Origin of the sequence: Lentzea sp. NPDC058436 (assembly GCF_042721515.1) — a bacterium.
Lineage (GTDB): Bacteria > Actinomycetota > Actinomycetes > Mycobacteriales > Pseudonocardiaceae > Lentzea.
Genome location: NZ_JBHXLF010000001.1, coordinates 1,742,031 through 1,758,486, shown reverse-complemented (window position 1 = coordinate 1,758,486; position 16,456 = coordinate 1,742,031). Strand labels below are relative to the sequence as shown.

Here is a 16,456-nt window from a genome sequence, read left to right as displayed (position 1 = left end):
GATGGTCAGCGCGGACATGAGCAAGGACACCGGCACGGTCACGACGATGTTCGACGAGATCGCGGCCGGGTACGACCGCACCAGGGCCCGGATGTGGTGGGGCAGGGCGGAGGGCTGGAGCAGGAGGACCGCGGAGCTCGCCGGCGCCGGACCGGGCAGGATCGTGCTCGACGTCGCGGCGGGCACCGGCACCTCGTCGGCCGCGTTGATGGAGCGCGGCGCCACCGTGGTCGCCTCGGACATCTCACCAGAGATGCTCGCGGTCGCGGCCCAGCGATACCCGAGGCTGACGAGGGTGGTCGCGGACGCGCAGGTGCTGCCGTTCGAGGACGGCCTGTTCGACGCGACGACGATCTCCATGGGGCTGCGCAACATGGCGGACCCGCTCGCCGCGCTGCGCCGGATGCGCGCCGTCACGGCACCCGGCGGGCGCCTCGCGGTGTGCGACTTCAGCGTGCCGTCGAGCCGGTTGCCCCGCGTGCTGTGGACGGCCTACCTGAGGCACGCGATCCCGCGCATCGGAGCGCGGCTGGGCAGCAACCCCCAGGCCTACGAGTACTTCGTGAACACGATCCTGGGGTGGCACTCGCCGCAGGCGCTCGGTGAGCTGATCCGCGAGGCCGGGTGGCACGACGTCTCGTGGCACCCGGTCGACTGCGGCATCGTCCAGATCCACACCGCGGTGGCGCGATGATCGTCGAGGAGAACCACGAGGCGGCCAAGCAGAGGCTCTCCGAGGGCGTGGTGGCAGGCCGGATAGGACGGCCTGAGGAGGTCGCCTCCACCGTGGCGTTCCATCCGTTGTGGACGGTCGGGTCGGCGGTGTCTTTGTATCAAAGGGAAGCAAGTTCGCACATTCAGTCACAGCGCGGTTGACGGCCAACCGGACGCTCAACAGGATGGTCGTGATCCTCGCTCCCGTTGAGCCACCACGACAACGGTCATCTCTCCCGAGGTCTGTTCCCGCCGACGCTCTCGGCGGACGTCGTTCCCTACCTGCCCTGTGAAGGTGAGGTCCCATGTCGCACTCCCCAGAATCCGCGCGGAGCCCCGGCACGGCGATCGCGCCGACGTTGTGCCGGCCGTCCCTCTGGGTGCCGGAGCACACGATCACGGTCGACCGGACGCTGGAACTGTGCCGCAGCCTGCACGGTGGTCACGAGCGACTGGGGACGGTGCTGCGGATGATCGAGAACACCGGGGTGCTCAAGCGCCACCTCGTCCAGCCGATCGAGGACACGTTGTGCCATCCGGGCGTGGAGGCCCGCACGGCGCTCTACCGCCGGGAGGTCCAGCGCGCGTTGCCCGGCGTGGTCGAGGAGGCGTTGCGCTCGGCGGAACTGGGCGTCGCGGACGTCGACGCGATCGTCTTCGTGTCCTGCACCGGTTTCACGATGCCGCCGATGACGACCTGGATGATCAACGAGCTGGGTTTCCGCAACGACGTGCGGCAGATCCCGATCGCCCAGCTGGGGTGCGCGGCCGGTGGAGCCGCCATCAACCGCGCGCACGACTTCTGCGTCGCGTATCCGGGGACCAACGTGCTGGTGGTGACCTGCGAGCTGTGTTCGCTGTGCTACCAGCCGACGGACTCGGACGTGGGAACGCTGTTGTCCAACGCCCTGTTCGGCGACGCGATCGCCGCGGCCGTCCTGCGTGGACGCGGTGGCAGCGGGATGTCGTTGAGCCGCAACGCCTCCCACGTCGTTCCGGACACGGAGCAGTGGATCTCCTTCGACGTCAAGGAGACCGGGTACCACTTCCGGCTCGACCGGCGGGTGCCCGGCACCATGTCGATGATCGCCCCCACGCTCCGGGAACTCGCGGCGCACCAGGGCTGGGACGCCTCCGCGCTGGGGTTCTACGTGATCCACGCGGGTGGGCCCCGCATCCTCGACGACCTGTCGCGCTTCCTCGGTGTGGCCCCGGACGCGTTCCGCCACAGCAGGGGAGTGCTGGCCGACTACGGCAACATCGCCTCCGGTGTCGTGCTCGCGGTGCTGCAACGGTTCTTCGACGACGACGTTCTGCCGACGGGCGCGCGCGGCATGCTGGCCGGCTTCGGCCCCGGCATCACCGCCGAGGTCTCCCTCGGGACGTGGACGGCGCCCGCGAGGCGGCACGAGGCCGCTCGCGAGGCCGAGCTGACAGGAGTGGCCCGATGACGACCGGAACCTGGGACCTGGGCGGCCGCACGCTGAACCGCCTGGGGTACGGCGCGATGCACCTCACCGGGCCGGGGATGTGGGGTCCGCCGGCGGACCCCGAGGCCTCGAAGGCCCTGCTGCGCCGCGCGGTCCACGACCTCGGCGTGACGTTCATCGACACCGCGGACTCCTACGGGCCCGCCTTCAACGAGCAGATCATCCGCGAGGCGCTGCACCCCTACCCCGACGAGCTCGTCATCAGCACCAAGGGCGGGATGCTGAGGTCCGGCCCCGACGACTGGGGCCACGGTCCCGGCACCGTGCCCTACATCGTCGGTCTCGGCAGGCCCGCCTACCTGCGCCAGCAGGTGGAGCTGAGCCTGCGCAACCTCGGTGTCGACCAGATTGAGCTCTACCAGCTGCACCGCGTCGACCCGATGGTCCCGCTGGCCGACCAGGTCGGCGCGCTGGCGGCGTTGCGGGACCAGGGCAAGATCCGGCACATCGGGCTCTCCGGCCAGCCCGGCGTCACCCTGGAGCAGCTCGACGCGGCGAGTGCCGTCACCGAGATCGCCGCGGTGGAGAGCCTGTACAACCTGGCGGACCGCGAGAGCGATCCGATGGTCGACCTGACTCGGGAGCGGGGGATCGCGTTCATCTCGTGGTTCCCGTTGGGACACGGCGATCTCGTCGCACCGGGAGGAGAGCTGGCGGACGTGGCCGCGAGGTTCGGCGTCACGACCGCCCAGCTGTGCCTGGCCTGGTTGCTGCGCCGCTCGCCGAACATCCTGCTCATCCCCGGCACCACCTCGATCGCGCACCTGGAGGAGAACGCCGCCGCCGCGGCCGTGGACCTGTCCGCCGCGCAGTGGGACGAGGTGGAGCGGATCGGCGACAAGATCACGAACTGGAAGCCGGCGCCGTCGGGTACGGGGGAGGACGTGGCATGACGATGACCGGGCACCAGCGCAACTGCGAGACCCTGCGCTACGTCTACCAGGACTTCTCGCGCCTGGCCGAGACCTCGGCGGACGACGTCGTCCTGCACCCCGCGGGCGGTACCGGCTCGTCCGACGACGTGCACGGGCTGGCGGACGTCTTGGCACACGAGCGGAACCTGCTGGAGGCGACGTCCGGGACGTTGTTCATGGACGTCCTGCACGTGACCGCCACCGAACACTTCGGCACGGTCCTGGGCGTGCTCAGGGCGGAGGCCCCGGTGACCGTCGCCATGCCGTTCTGCGGCCTGTGGCGGTTCGCCGGCGGCAAGATCGTCGAGCACTGGGAGAACCCCTACTCCTTCGCCGAACTCTCCGGTCAACTCGCGCAGCACTGAGCACGTTCGGGGTGTGAAAGACATGGCAGCACCAGAGGAACCGCCGCGGTGCCCGTTCGACCACGTGGACGGACTGGGCTTCGAACCGCAGCTGCGCCGCCTGCTCCACGAGGAACCGGTGGCGCGGGTCCGCCTCGCCCACGGCGAAGGTCCTGTGTGGATCGTGACGCGGTACGACGACGTCAGGTCGGTCACCACCGACCGCCGCTTCAGCCGCGCGGCGCTGGTGGGCAGGGACTTCCCCCGCATCACCCCGAAACCGATCGCGCCTCCCGGCAGCATCTTCGTGCTGGACCCGCCGGAGCACGGACGACTGAGGGCGGCACTGGGGCGCGCGTTCGCCCCGCGGCCGCTGGAACGCATGCGCGAGCAGACGCAGGCCGTCGTCGGCGACCTGCTCGGCGCGCTGGAGTCGGTCGGCGGTCCCGCCGACCTCATGTCCGCGCTCGCCGCACCGCTGCCCACGAGGGTCATCAGCCAGGTCCTCGGCATCGCGCCGCACGAGCGGGACTGGCTCAAGGACCAGGCGGCCGCGCTCAAGGTGACGGACCCGTCCCACGAGCGCGCCGCGATCGCCGCCCAGCAGGCCCTGCACGACTACGTCGTCGCGCTGGTGGAGCGAAGGCGACGCGAACCGGCCGACGACCTGGTGTCCACTTTGGCTGCTCCCGCCGACGGCGCGGAGCAGCTGACGGAGGCCGAGCTCGTGTCCCTCGTCGTGTCGCTCATCCTCACCGGGCACGACAACGTGACCAACGAGGTCGGGGACATCTGCTTCACGCTGCTGACCGACCAGGAGCTGCTCGCCCGCGCGAGGGCCGACCTGCCGGCCGTGCTCGACGAGCTGGTCCGCTACCTCCCGTACCGGCGCGGTGTCGGCACGCCCAGGGTCGCGCTGGAGGACGTCGAGATCGGGGGCAGGACCATCCGGGAGGGCGAGATCGTCCACGTCTCCTACATCGCGGCCAACCAGGACCCCGACCGCTTCCCCGGCCCCGAGGTCATCGACCCGGACCGGCCGCACGTGCCGAACCTTGCGTTCGGCTGGGGCACGCACCGGTGCCCGGCCGAGGCGTTGGCCCGCATGGAGATCTCGGTCGCGGTGGGCTCGCTGCTGACGCGCTTCCCGGCTCTGCGGCTCGCGGTGCGGCCGCAGGACGTGGAGTGGGAGAGCCGCAACGTCAACCGGCTTCCCCTGTCCCTGCCCGTCGTCTGGTGACCGAGAGGAGACCCGGGATCATGACAACGACGCGACTGCGAACGGCAGCGGTGGCACGTGCCTCCAACGCGCTGAGACGCCGGTTGAGAGCTCTGGAGCAGCGCCTGATGCCGCCGCCCGCGGCCATGCTCGAACTGGTGACGGCAGGAATGCTCAGCCAGGCGGTCGCCGTCGCCGCGGAGCTGGGGGTCGCGGACGAGCTCGCCGGCGGCCCGCGCACGGCCTCCGAGCTGGCGCGGCGCCTCGACGTCAGCGAGGACGGACTCAGCCGGTTGCTGCGCAGTCTCGCCGCCAGGGGCGTGTTCGCCCAGGACGGAAGGGCGCGGTACTCGCTGACCGCGCTGGGACGGACGTTGTGCTCCGGCGGCCCGACCTCGATGCGCGCCATGGCACGCCTGTTCGGGACCAGCGAGCACCGCGAACACTGGTCGCACCTGCTTGAGGCCGTGCGGACCGGACGACCCCAGGTCGAGTCGGTCCGGGGTACGGACGTGTGGGCCTACGCGAGCGAGAACCCCGAGTACGGCGCCATCTTCAACGACGCGATGACGTCCATGTCGGACCTCGCCAAGACGGCGATCGTGGCCGCGTACGACTTCTCGCCGTTCGGCACGGTGGTGGACGTGGGCGGCGGGCACGGCTCACTGCTCGCCACCATCCTGAAGAAGAACCCCGCGACGAGCGGTGTCCTGTACGACCTGCCCTCGGTGACCGCGGGAGCGGGTGCGCTGCTGCGCGGGGAGGGCGTCGACTCGCGGTGCGCGGTGGCCTCCGGGTCGTTCTTCGACGAGGTGCCCGCCGGCGGTGACGCCTACGTGCTGAAGGGGATCATCCACAGCTGGACCGACGACCAGGTCCGCGAGATCCTCGGCAACGTGAGGTCCGTGATCAAGCCGGACGGCCGGTTGCTGTTGATCGGCCTGATCGTCCCGCCGGGGAACTCCCCGCACATGAGCAAGGTCTTCGACCTCGAGATGCTGCTCGTGGTCGGAGGCAGGGAGCGGTCCGGTCCTGAACACCGCAGGCTCCTCGCCGACGCCGGGTTCGAGCTGACCGGCGTGACGCGGACCGCCTCCCCGATGTGCGTCGTCGAAGCCAGGCCGAGCTGAGAGGAGTCGGCCATGAGCGACTTCCCACCCCAGAACCTGCCGGACCACCTCGTGCCCGGATTCGGCATCCACGTCCGTTCGACGTCCAGCGGGAGACCGGCGTACCTGGGCGTCACGACGATCGAGACGAGGTCGGAGGACGAACGGCAGGAGATAGGACGCCGCGGTCCCGCGCTGGCGGCCGAGCTGCGCTCCGTGCCCGGGTTCCTCGGGGCGACGCTGTTCGTCGCGGGCGACCGGATGTTCACCGTCAGCTCGTGGGCCGACGAGACGGGCCCGCGCCTGCTCGGCGAGCGACCGGGACCGCATCGCGACGCCGTCCGCCAGGTGGTGCGCGACGGGTTCACGCTGGGCGGTGCCCACAGCCTGTGGCGTGCCGACAGCGTCCGGATGCTCGCCCGGTGCGGCGGGTGCCGTCGCATCAACGACACCAGCACCCACGACAGGTGCCAGAGCTGCGGCACCGAACTCCCAGGCGACTGGTGCTTCCTGTGACCGTCCACTCCGGAATGCGCGAGCGCACGTCCTCCCTGGCCGCGCTGAAGTCCGAGGCCGCCGGTGATCGCGCGGCCGAGATCCAGCACGCCAAGGGCAAGCTGACCGCGCGGGAACGGCTGGGCCTGCTGTTCGACCCCGGCACCTTCACCGAGCTGGAGGCCCTGCGCCGGCACCGCGCGACCGCGTTCGGGATGGCGGAGCGCAGACCGCACGGCGACGGAGTCGTGGTCGGCTGGGGAGAGGTGTCCGGCAGGACCGTCTTCGCCTACGCTCACGACTTCCAGGTCTTCGGCGGGTCGCTGGGGGAGGCGCACGCCGCGAAGATCCAGCGGGTCATGGACCTGGCCGCGTCTGCGGGCGCTCCGCTCGTGGCGCTGTGCGACGGTGCCGGCGCGCGGATCCAGGAAGGGGTCGGCGCGCTGGCCGGGTTCGGCGGGATCTTCACCCGCAACGTCCGCAGCTCCGGCGTGATCCCGCAGATCGCCGTGATGCTCGGCCCGTGCGCGGGAGGCGCCGCGTACTCGCCCGCGTTGTGCGACTTCGTCTTCATGGTCCGCGGAACCGCCCAGATGTTCCTCACCGGCCCCGACGTCGTCCGTGCCGTGACGGGGGAGGACGTGACCCGCGAACAGCTCGGTGGTGCGGAGGCGCACGCGGAACGGTCCGGCCTGGCGTCGTTCGTCTACGACGACGAGGAGTCCTGTCTGGCGGACGTGCGGTACCTGCTGTCGTTGCTGCCCGCGAACAACCGGGAGCTGCCGCCGAAGACCCGGTGCGACGACCCACCGGACCGGCGCTGCGAGAAGCTGCTGGACCTCGTCCCCGCGGACCCGTCGCGCACCTACGACGTGCTGGACGTGCTGACCGAGATCGTCGACGACGCCACGTTGTTCGAGGTGCAGGCCGGGTGGGCGAGGAACGTCGTCTGCGCCCTCGCGAGGCTCGGCGGTGACGTCGTCGGGATCGTGGCGAACCAGCCGTCGGTGCTGGCGGGCGCGATCGACATCAGCGCGGCCGAGAAGGCCGCGAGGTTCGTGCGGATGTGCGACGCGTTCAACGTCCCGCTCGTCACCGTCGTCGACGTGCCTGGCTTCCTGCCCGGCGTCGACCAGGAGCACGGCGGCATCATCCGGCACGGCGCCCAGCTGTTGTACGCCTATTGCGACGCAACGGTCCCACGCCTCCAGGTCGTCGTGCGGAAAGCGTACGGGGGCGCGTACATCGTGCTCGACTCGAAGTCGGTGGGCGCGGACGTCTCCCTTGCGTGGCCCACGAACGAGATCGCCGTCATGGGAGCGGAGGGTGCGGCGAACATCGTGTTCCGCAAGGAGATCGCCGCCTCCGCCGACCCGGAGGCGACCCGCCGCCGCAAGATCGCGGAGTACCGCGACGAACTCATGAACCCCTACTATGCCGCGGAACGGGGCCTCGTCGACGACGTGATCGACCCGGCGGACACGCGCTCGATCCTCATCAGTTCCCTGGTGGCGCTGCGGAACAAGCACGTGCAGCGACCCGACCGCAAGCACGGGAACCACCCGTGACCCCGGACATCAGGATCGAACGCGGTGACCCGTCACCGGACGAGGTCGCCGCGCTGGTGGCGGTGCTCGCCGGACTCTCCGTCCGGCGGCAGGAGCGACCCGAGCGCGCCAGGCCCGCGGCGTGGTGCGCGGGAACCCGGCCGCGCAACAGTTCCACGGCAGCACGGAGGTGCGAATCATGTCGTTGACCGTCGCAGAACGCGAGGAGTTCCTCGCCCAGCCGCACATCGCGGCGATCTCGGTCGTGGCGGGGAGCGGAAGGGGCCCGCTCACCGTTCCGATCTGGTACAGCTACCGCCCCGGTGGCGACGTCCTGGTGATCACGGGCGCGCAGTCGCGCAAGGCCGGTCTCATCGCCGAGGCGGGCCGGTTCAGCCTGATGGTGGAGACCATGACACCCCAGCAGGTCTGCTACGTCAGCGTCGAGGGGCCGGTGGTGCGCACGGAGGCGGGCACCGACGCCATGGTGCGCACGATGGCGACCCGGTACATGCCGCCGGACAGGCTGGAGGCCTACCTCGCCATGGCCAAGGCGCTGCACGGCGAGCAGGTCGCGATCTCGATGCGGCCGGAGCACTGGCTGTCCCGCAACCTGGTGCCGGTGTGAGCGGGGCGGGTGGTCGCAACCTGGTGCCGGTGTGATCAGGGTGGCTGGCCCGCCACCTGGTGCCGGTGTGAGCGGGGCGGGTGGTCGCAACCTGGTGCCGGTGTGACCAGGGTGGGTGGTCGCGGCGGTGTGAGCGGGGGCGGGTCGTCATGGCCTGGTGCCGGTGGTAGCGAGGTGGGTGGTCGCGGGACCGTGCCGCGGCCACCCACCCCGACTGGTGTCCTGACTCGGCGTGTGAGGCTTGCGTGGAGGTCAGCCGCCGGTCAGGTCGTCTGCGGGGCGGCCGTGTCGAGAGCGGCGAGCGTCACGACCTGCCCGCCGGCGCCCCACGTCCTCACCGCCTGCTCGTGGATCAGCACCCACACCCGTGCCGCGTCGGCGATGTCGAGCCCGGCCGCCTTCAGCACCACGGCCGTCGCCTCCCGCACCAGCCCGTCCCTGCGCTGGTCGGACAACGCGCCCGCCTGCACCCGGACGTCGACCCGGAACCGCGGGAGGTCGTCGGCCGCCGTGGTCTGCGCGCCCGCGGGCAGCTCGTGCAGGTAGGCCCAGGCCAGTGAGCGGATGAACTCGGTGTCCGGCAGGCCCTCCCACTTCAGCGCGATCGCGGCGAGGTCGCGCTGCACGGTTCTTCGTCCGGTGTCGGTCAGCGATCCGGCCGGCGCGGTCAGTTCGATCATCGGCATGGTCAGCCCCGTTCTCGACGAGTTGTGGTGTTCACGGCCACCGGGCGGCCCGGCGGGAGGTCGTGGTCGTGCAGCCAGGCGAAGGCGTGCCGGTAGAGCCCGGCCAGCCGCTCGGGTTCGTCGTCCCCGTACAGGCCCTCGGGGACCTGCCTGCCCGAGATCGCGAGGTAGTAGCCGAGGTAGCGGAACGGGTACCTGATGCCCCGCAACACTTCCAGGTCGTAGGGGACCGCGGTGCCCGGCCAGGACGGCGTGAGGGTCCCGTTCTCGTAGATGCCTGTGAGCGAGGCGATCCGCCACGCGCCGCCCGTAAGGCACACCTGGTAGAGCAGGCGGCAGTGCGAGACGAGGTCGGCCTGCACGCCACCGATGGTGATGCGGTTGGCGATCGCGGCGCCGACCTCGGCCACCGCGCGGTCGGCGGCCACCGTGACGGCGGGCGGTGCGAGCCGGTGCACGGGCCGTTCGCCCGCGTCGAACATCCCGACCGATCCGGCCACGAACTCCTCCGCGGTTCCGTCGATCCAGCTCAGGAACACGGGCGCGCCTTCGAGGAAGCTCTCGCTCATCGTCGTCCACCAGCCGCGGTCACGGGCTTGGCGCTCGCACAGGATCAGGTTGCTCACTTCGGTCACCGCGTTCATGAAGATCACCGTTTCGCTCGTGGCTCAGGAGAGTCGTTCGAGGACCATCGCCATGCCCTGGCCGCCGGCCACCGCCACGGCTTCCAGGCCGAACTGCCGGTCGTGGTACCGCAACGAGGTGAGCAGGGTGGACGTGATCCGCGCACCGGTCATGCCGAGGGGGTGGCCGACGGCGATCGCGCCACCGTTGACGTTGACCCTGCCGAGGTCGATGCCGAGGTCCCGGTACGTCGGAACGACCTGCGCCGCGAACGCCTCGTTGATCTCGACGAGGTCGATGTCACCGGCCGACAACCCGGCGCGTGCGAGTGCGCGCCGGGACGCCTCGACCGCGCCGTGGCCCATGATCTCCGGTGACAGCGCGGAAACACCGGTCGAGACGATGCGGGCCAGCGGGGTGAGGCCGAGGTTCCTCGCCTTGACGTCGGACATGACGACCAGCGCGGCCGCGCCGTCGTTGATCGGGCTGCAGTTGCCCGCGGTGACCAGGCCGTCCGGCCGGAAGGCGGGTCGCAGCCCTGACAGCGCCGCGAGGGTCACGCCCGCGCGGGGGCAGTCGTCCGCCGCGACGACCGTGCCGTCCGGCATCGTGACCGGTGTGATGTCCTCGGCCCAGAAGCCGTTCGCGATCGCCTTCTCCGCGAGGTTCTGCGACCGGACGGCGAACTCGTCCATCTCCTGGCGCGACACGTTCTTCAGCCGCGCGAGGTTCTCGGCGGCGAGGCCCATCGGTGTGTAGACGTCCGGCAGATCGCTGTTCCCGGCGAACCGCGGGTTGCGCGTGTCCGGCCAGGTGTCGGAGCTGCCGTGCACGAAGCGCGAGAAGGTGTCGACGCCCGCGGAGACGAACACGTCGCCTTCGCCCGCTTTGATGGCGTGCAGGGCCATCCGGGTGGTCTGCAGGCTGGACGCGCAGTACCGGGTGACCGTGCAGCCGGGCAGGTGGTCGTACCCGAGTGCCACGGCGACCACGCGAGCCATGTTGAAACCCTGCTCACCGCCGGGCAGACCGCACCCCAGCAGCAGATCGTCGACGTCCACGGGATCGAGCTCGGGAACCTGGTCCAGCGCGGCACTGACGATCTGCGCGGTCAGGTCGTCAGGACGGATGCTCGTGAGCGATCCCTTGTGCGCACGGCCGATCGGGGAGCGCACGGCGGAGACGATGACGGCTTCGGGCACGGCGTCACCCCTCCCCGCCGAGCGGGCCGATCTTGGTGCCGGCGTAGCTCCTCGTGGCGACCACCATCCGGCGGTGGAAGCTCATGACCAGCTCACCGTCCTGGTTGCGCGCCCTGGTCTCCACGTCCACCGAACCGCGGTCCGGCCTGCCGTCCACGGGCTCCTTGGCGAGGACCTCGCTCTCGCCGTAGATCGTGTCCCCGTGGCGCACCGGCGCGAGGTGCCGGACCCGGTCGAATCCGAGGTGCCCGAGCGCCTTCCCGGTGACGTCGGCCTCGGAGAGCCCGACCAGCAGGGAGAAGACGTAGGTCCCGATGACCAGCTGGCTCTCCAGCCTGGTCGCGGACTTCGAGTGGTGGGCGTCGAGGTGGATGGGGTGCCGCACCATCGTCAGGAGGCAGAAGAACTGGTGGTCGGACTCCGCGACGGTCTTGCCCGGCCAGTGCCGGTACACGTGCCCGACGGTGAAGTCCTCGAAGTACCTACCGAACGACATGGCTCGCCCCCGTGTCGCTGAGGGCCGGGCCGCCGGTCCAGGTGCCGATGACCAGCTCCATCGTGATCCCGGGCCCGAAGCCCGCGATGAGCCCGACGTCGCCTTCCGCGGGACCTGCTTCGGCGATCCTGCGGAAGACGTCGAAGACGCTGGCCGACGCGATGTTCCCGTAGTCCCGCAGGGTCGCGAGACTGGGCAGGAGTGCCTCGCGGGGAACACCGCCCGGTTCGTGCAGCGCGTCGAGGATGCGCGGGCCGCCGCAGTGGATCGCGTAGAAGTCGAGCTCCGGCAGGTTGCGGCCGTTCTCCGCGACGAACTTCGTCAGCACCGGCATCGCGTCCCGGAACGCGCCGGGCACTCCTTTGTGGAGCCTGAAGTGGAAGCCGGAGTTCGTGACGTCGTAGGAGATCCAGCTCGCCGTGTTCGGGATGAGGTGCGAACCGCGTTCCTCCAGCAGCAGCCCCGGCACGGCGTCGTCGCCGCGGATGACGGCGGCGGCGACGGCGTCGCCGAACAGCCCGTCGGAGAGCAGGTTTCCCACCGCGAGGTCGTCCGGCTGGAAGAGCAGCGAGCAGAACTCGCAGGACACGATCAGCACGTTCGAACCGGGTCGCGCCCGGCAGAAGTCGAACCCGCGGTTGATGGCTGCGCCCCCGGCGGCGCAGCCGAGCTGGACGATGGGGATCTGCGTGGTGTCGAGCCGGAAGCCCATCTCGTTGATCATCCACGCCGTCATCGCCGGCATCTGGTAGGCGCTGCACGTCACGAAGATGATCGCGTCCACGTCCTCGACGGCGAGCGAGGCCAGCCGCAGCGCCTGCTCGACCACGGGAGGCACCCTGGTTCTCGCCTCCTGCTCGAAGACGCGGTTGCGGTGCTCGAAGTCCACACTGGTCAACGTCTCCCGCACCGGCCTGATCAGGTGGCGCTTGAGCACACCGGTGTTCTCGATCATCCTCGTCGCCAGAGCGAGGTGCGGGTGGCCCGCGAACATGCGCCGGCCGAGCTCCACGGTCTCCGCCTGGGTCACCACGTGTTCGGGAACCGCTACCGCAGGGGTGCACAGAACAGGCACTGCCGTACCTCCGGAGGGGGTGGGGGGAAGAAGCGGATGCGACTGATCGCATCTGCTTGCCCGATCTCACGCCCGCCTCCGACGTACTGCCAGTGCTCGTTCCCCGCGTGCCTCCGGCCGGGCAACATTCGTGCACATTGGGACAACGGCTCTTCGGGCGGCGCCGCTGTTCGCTGTGGACCGTCCTGCGGGAACGGTCTCGCGTGTGCTAGCGCGTGCGTTCGCCGACGCGGACCGAGAACCGCTTGGACGGCCCCGGCGCCGGCCGCAGCGTGCGGGGGAGCACGTAGTCCGGTGACGGCAGCGTGACCGTGCGCGTGTGGAAGATCCGTGCCGCCATGAGCGCCATCAGCACCTCGCCGAGCGACTGGCCGATGCACCGGTGCGTGCCCCGTCCGTACGGCGAGTACGCGCCCTTCGCGCGGTGCTCCAGCCGCGGCGGCGAGTACCGGTCGACGTCGAAGGCCCGCGGGTTCGGGAAGTACTCCTCCATCAGGTGCGGGATCGCGATGGCGAAGAAGACGTCCGTGTCGGCGGGAATCCGGTACGACTCGAACACGAACTCCTGCGTGGTGCGACGCGGAAGACCGACGACCACGGGCCACAGCCGCATGGTCTCCATGATCGCGCCGTTGGTGGCCGTCATGGCCCTGAGCGCGGCGACGTCCACCGGCCTGCCGTCGAACAGCTCGTCCGCCTCCGCGACGACGCGGGCGTGCACGTCCGGATGCTTCGTGATCGCGTAGACGGCGCTGGCGAGCGCGTTCGCGACGGTGTCCATCCCGGCGAAGTAGGGGATCAGTGCGAGCAGGTTCAGGTTCTCCCGCGGCACCAGGTCCGGCTGCTGCTCGTGCAGGTCGAGCAACCGGGAGATCAGAGGCGGGAGGCGCCGGTCGTGACGCCGGCCGGCCAGGACCGACCTCAGGTAGTCGCGGCCGAGCCGGCGCGCCCGGTCGCGGGCACGCCGGTAGCGCGGCAGCTTGAGCCACAGCGGCGGGCGCAGGTTCGCGAACACCACGGCGATGATCTGGCTCCAGAAGTAGCGCAGGTCGTTCGCCGCCTTCCGCGGCACGGGGGTCGTCATCAACGTGCCGAGCTGATCCACGACCAGGTCCTGCACCGCGCGCATCACGTGGACGTCCGCACCGGCGGGCCAGTCGTGGTCGAGGAACTCGTCGAGTCGCTCGACCAGCGTGCCCAGGTGCCCCTCGGTGATCCTGTCCGAGTACTCGTGCATGAGTGCGGCCCGCAGCTCCAGGTGCCGGTCGCCGTCCATGCCCACCAGCGACTCGGACGCCTCGAACTCGTCGGCCACCTCGCGCACCAGGTCGATCTGGCGCAACACCTCCCTGGCACGGCGGGACCCGAGGAACGTCGCCGCCTCCGCTCCCGCCAGCACCAGCATCCTGCGTCCTGGCACCGGAACCCGGAAGACGGGACCGTGCGTCCGGTAGGAGTCGAGGAAGAACTCCTCCATGCCACGCAACATCCTGGGCACGCACCCGAGCACCGGCAGTCCGGGCACCTCGGGGATCGGCTTCTCGGCGGTGGCGCCGGACTCGTCGTGCTGTTCGTCGTGCTGAGGACAACCTGACATGTACGACCTCCGGATCGTTCCCGCGGGCGGGGAATCGGGACGGGATCAGTGCGTCAGCGAGCCGGCCACCGCTCTTCTGCGGATCTTGCCGGTCTCGCGGCTTTCGGCCCTGGTCGGGCGCGCGGTGGTACGTGACGTCGGTGAAGTCGAAGCCCTCGACCGGCTTCCACGACGACGGGTCGAAGAGCTCCTGGTCACCCACGCGAGCGACACTAAAGCGCGGTGCAGGCGAAACGAAGGCGGAAGCGCCGGAGGGGCAGCATGTTCGTACGCCTGGGCAACCTGGCCAGTCCGATGTGGATCGGTGGCGTCCCTCGCGGCTCGGTCCTGGTCGAGTGGAGCTTTCATGCAAGGAGCGAGGTACGGCGGGACGTTCGCCTTCGTCGAGCATTTCGGAGCTGCATAGGGTCGGGAAAACCTGCCGGCGCTAAGGAAAGCGGTGCTTCGGATGAACAGTCCTCTCGACACGGTCACACCGGAGACCTCGGCCGTCTACCTGTTCAGCGAGGCGCTGGGCTACCTGCGTGCCGCCGCGTTGCGGTCGGTCGCGGTGCTGGGGATCGCCGACCGCCTCGGTGACGATGCCCGTCCGGTGGAGCAGCTCGCCGAGGAGACCGGTGCGGACGTGGAGTTCTTGCGTCGCGTGCTGCGACTGCTCGTGAAACGAGGGATCTTCCACGAGGACGCTGAAGGACGGTTCGCGCTGGCCCCGCTCGGGCAGGCGCTGCGGACCGACTCCCGTTCGTCCGCGGCGTGGGGCATCCGGATGGTCACCATGAACCACGCGTGGCACAGCGCGTTCGACCTGGTCGAGTGCGTGCGCAGCGGGCGTTCGGCCGCGGAGACGCTGTTCGACAGGTCGTACTTCCAGTTCATCGAGGGCGACCGCGCGGAGGCGGATCTCTTCCACCGCGGCATGGCGAGCCTCTCGGCGGCGGCCCGCAGGCTGGCGCTGGAGAGCTACCGGTTCCCGGAAACCGGTGTGGTCGTGGACGTTGGCGGTGCCACGGGCGGGTTCCTGCGCGACATCCTGCTCACGTCGCCCGGCCTGAGGGGCGTTCTGTTCGACCGCGACCACGTGGTCCCCGGTGCGGTGCCGGAAGGAGTCGGTGCCGACCGGTGGTCCGAGGTGGCCGGCGACTTCTTCGAGTCGGTTCCGTCCGGCGGCGACGTCTACGTCCTCTGCTACGTCCTCCACGACTGGAACGACGAGGACTGCGTGCGCATCCTCCGCACCGTGCGAGCGGCGATGGAGACCGGTGCTCGACTCGCCGTCTTCGAGTCGGTGGTGCTGCCCGAGAGGGATGCCGACGACGTGCAGATGATGGACGTGATGATGCTGATGATGCAGTCGGGTCGCGAGCGCACCGCGGACGAGTTCGGCGTGCTGTTCGAGAAGTCCGGCTTCCGGCTCGAACGCGTGGTGCCCGCGCAGGGCGTGCTCGCCGTGGTCGAAGCCGTCGCGGTCTGACCACCTCGTCCACATGAGCGCTCGCGAGCGACCGCTGTTCCACGGGACCGCGCCACGGGCGTGCGACCGCTGGGGGTGTTGTCCCTGATGTCCGTGCCCCGCAACGGAGGGAGCGACTACGCGGAGTACCTGCGCCTGGCGCCTCTCCTCGACCTGCAACATCCGAGGTACCCGGCCGAGGACGCCTGGACGCACGGTGACGAGCACCTGTTCATCGTCGTCCACCAGAGCTGTGAGCTGATGCTCCGGCAGGTCCTGATCGACCTGCGGCAGGCCGCTCGCGTCATGTCCTCTCCGGACTCGGGCCGGGACCTGGAGATGTGTGTCGGCAACCTGCGTCGCAGCGGCGAGGTGGTCGGGCTCGTCACCGGCCTGACGTCCGGGCTCTACTCGATGCGCGTCGACTCCTTCGCCTCCTTCCGGCCGTTGCTCGGCAACGCGAGTGGCGCTCAGTCGGCTCAGTTCCGCGAGCTGAGACTGGTTCTCGGACTTTCGGGCGAGCGCAACGGCCTTCTCTTCGAGGCGTTCGAGGCACTGCTCGCCGACACCGGTTGTCAGATCGGTGACGTCTTCACCGGTCTGAGCCCCGACCACGTCGTCAGGCGCGTCGCCGACGCGATGCTGACGCTCTCCGAGTCCGTCTGGCAGTGGCAGAACCAGCACCTGCGGCTGGCCGCGTGGATGCTGGGCGACGCGGGAGGGACGGCCGGCAGCAGTGGTGCCGCCTACCTGGAAAGGCGCACCGCGGCACCGTTCGGGACGTTGTGGCGGGCGCGTTCCTCGGTGCACGACCAGAACGCCTCCACCGTCCGCGCCGAAGGTGCGTGATGTCGCGCGGATGACTC

At 70.3% G+C, this 16,456-nt stretch carries 19 protein-coding genes; 13 read left to right on the top strand and 6 right to left on the bottom strand.

Annotated elements, in window-relative coordinates; translation table 11 throughout:
* Position 1 precedes the first annotated feature (1 nt).
* From ACFWN2_RS07280 to ACFWN2_RS07230, 11 genes are all read left to right on the top strand, one after another.
* Entirely contained in the window at positions 2 to 694 is a 693-nt protein-coding gene (locus tag ACFWN2_RS07280) for a ubiquinone/menaquinone biosynthesis methyltransferase (protein ID WP_382425488.1), read from the top strand.
* Complete coding sequence (locus ACFWN2_RS07275; protein ID WP_382425487.1) at positions 691 to 876, top strand: hypothetical protein; 186 nt, start codon at positions 691 to 693, stop codon at positions 874 to 876. Before ACFWN2_RS07280 ends, ACFWN2_RS07275 begins: the two co-directional genes overlap by 4 nt.
* Positions 877 to 1,019: 143 nt before the next feature.
* Positions 1,020 to 2,165, top strand: a complete 1,146-nt coding sequence (locus ACFWN2_RS07270; RefSeq protein WP_382425486.1) for a type III polyketide synthase — start codon at positions 1,020 to 1,022, stop codon at positions 2,163 to 2,165.
* Positions 2,162 to 3,097, top strand: coding sequence for an aldo/keto reductase (locus ACFWN2_RS07265; protein WP_382425484.1), 936 nt, complete (start codon positions 2,162 to 2,164; stop codon positions 3,095 to 3,097). Before ACFWN2_RS07270 ends, ACFWN2_RS07265 begins: the two co-directional genes overlap by 4 nt.
* Entirely contained in the window at positions 3,094 to 3,483 is a 390-nt protein-coding gene (locus tag ACFWN2_RS07260) for a nuclear transport factor 2 family protein (RefSeq protein WP_382425482.1), read from the top strand. Before ACFWN2_RS07265 ends, ACFWN2_RS07260 begins: the two co-directional genes overlap by 4 nt.
* Before the next feature lie 22 nt (positions 3,484 to 3,505).
* Positions 3,506 to 4,702, top strand: coding sequence for a cytochrome P450 (locus ACFWN2_RS07255; protein ID WP_382425481.1), 1,197 nt, complete (start codon positions 3,506 to 3,508; stop codon positions 4,700 to 4,702).
* Positions 4,703 to 4,722: 20 nt separating this feature from the next.
* Complete coding sequence (locus tag ACFWN2_RS07250; RefSeq protein ID WP_382425480.1) at positions 4,723 to 5,811, top strand: methyltransferase; 1,089 nt, start codon at positions 4,723 to 4,725, stop codon at positions 5,809 to 5,811.
* 12 nt (positions 5,812 to 5,823) lie between these two features.
* Positions 5,824 to 6,306 carry a hypothetical protein gene (locus ACFWN2_RS07245; protein ID WP_382425478.1) on the top strand — a complete coding sequence of 161 codons (483 nt, stop codon included), beginning with the start codon at positions 5,824 to 5,826 and terminating at the stop codon, positions 6,304 to 6,306.
* Positions 6,307 to 6,320: 14 nt separating this feature from the next.
* A complete protein-coding gene (locus ACFWN2_RS07240) occupies positions 6,321 to 7,853 on the top strand; it encodes an acyl-CoA carboxylase subunit beta (protein ID WP_382425605.1) in 1,533 nt (510 codons plus the stop codon).
* Complete coding sequence (locus ACFWN2_RS07235; protein WP_382425476.1) at positions 7,850 to 8,041, top strand: acyl-CoA carboxylase subunit epsilon; 192 nt, start codon at positions 7,850 to 7,852, stop codon at positions 8,039 to 8,041. The genes ACFWN2_RS07240 and ACFWN2_RS07235 overlap by 4 nt, the downstream gene beginning before the upstream one ends.
* The gene (locus tag ACFWN2_RS07230) at positions 8,032 to 8,460 is read left to right on the top strand and encodes a pyridoxamine 5'-phosphate oxidase family protein (RefSeq protein WP_382425474.1); all 429 of its coding nucleotides are present in this window, start codon (positions 8,032 to 8,034) and stop codon (positions 8,458 to 8,460) included. Before ACFWN2_RS07235 ends, ACFWN2_RS07230 begins: the two co-directional genes overlap by 10 nt.
* A 263-nt stretch (positions 8,461 to 8,723) precedes the next feature.
* Here the strand turns inward: ACFWN2_RS07230 and ACFWN2_RS07225 are convergent, their stop codons facing one another.
* From ACFWN2_RS07225 to ACFWN2_RS07200, 6 genes are all read right to left on the bottom strand, one after another.
* A complete protein-coding gene (locus ACFWN2_RS07225; protein ID WP_382425473.1) occupies positions 8,724 to 9,146 on the bottom strand; it encodes a 4-oxalocrotonate tautomerase family protein in 423 nt (140 codons plus the stop codon).
* Positions 9,147 to 9,148: 2 nt separating this feature from the next.
* Positions 9,149 to 9,790 (bottom strand): nuclear transport factor 2 family protein, encoded by a 642-nt coding sequence (locus ACFWN2_RS07220; RefSeq protein WP_382425472.1) that lies wholly within the window; start codon positions 9,788 to 9,790, stop codon positions 9,149 to 9,151.
* Between the two features lie 24 nt (positions 9,791 to 9,814).
* The gene (locus ACFWN2_RS07215; protein WP_382425471.1) at positions 9,815 to 10,972 is read right to left on the bottom strand and encodes an acetyl-CoA C-acetyltransferase; all 1,158 of its coding nucleotides are present in this window, start codon (positions 10,970 to 10,972) and stop codon (positions 9,815 to 9,817) included.
* 4 nt (positions 10,973 to 10,976) lie between these two features.
* Positions 10,977 to 11,468, bottom strand: coding sequence for a MaoC family dehydratase (locus tag ACFWN2_RS07210; RefSeq protein WP_382425469.1), 492 nt, complete (start codon positions 11,466 to 11,468; stop codon positions 10,977 to 10,979).
* Positions 11,455 to 12,543, bottom strand: coding sequence for a type III polyketide synthase (locus ACFWN2_RS07205; protein ID WP_382425467.1), 1,089 nt, complete (start codon positions 12,541 to 12,543; stop codon positions 11,455 to 11,457). Before ACFWN2_RS07205 ends, ACFWN2_RS07210 begins: the two co-directional genes overlap by 14 nt.
* 208 nt (positions 12,544 to 12,751) lie before the next feature.
* Entirely contained in the window at positions 12,752 to 14,140 is a 1,389-nt protein-coding gene (locus ACFWN2_RS07200) for a cytochrome P450 (protein WP_382425465.1), read from the bottom strand.
* Positions 14,141 to 14,588: 448 nt separating this feature from the next.
* Between ACFWN2_RS07200 and ACFWN2_RS07195 the strand changes: the two genes are divergently transcribed.
* Together ACFWN2_RS07195 and ACFWN2_RS07190 are read left to right on the top strand one after the other, a co-directional pair.
* A complete protein-coding gene (locus ACFWN2_RS07195) occupies positions 14,589 to 15,611 on the top strand; it encodes a methyltransferase (protein ID WP_382425463.1) in 1,023 nt (340 codons plus the stop codon).
* Positions 15,612 to 15,698: 87 nt separating this feature from the next.
* Complete coding sequence (locus tag ACFWN2_RS07190) at positions 15,699 to 16,439, top strand: tryptophan 2,3-dioxygenase family protein (protein ID WP_382425462.1); 741 nt, start codon at positions 15,699 to 15,701, stop codon at positions 16,437 to 16,439.
* Positions 16,440 to 16,456 lie beyond the last annotated feature (17 nt).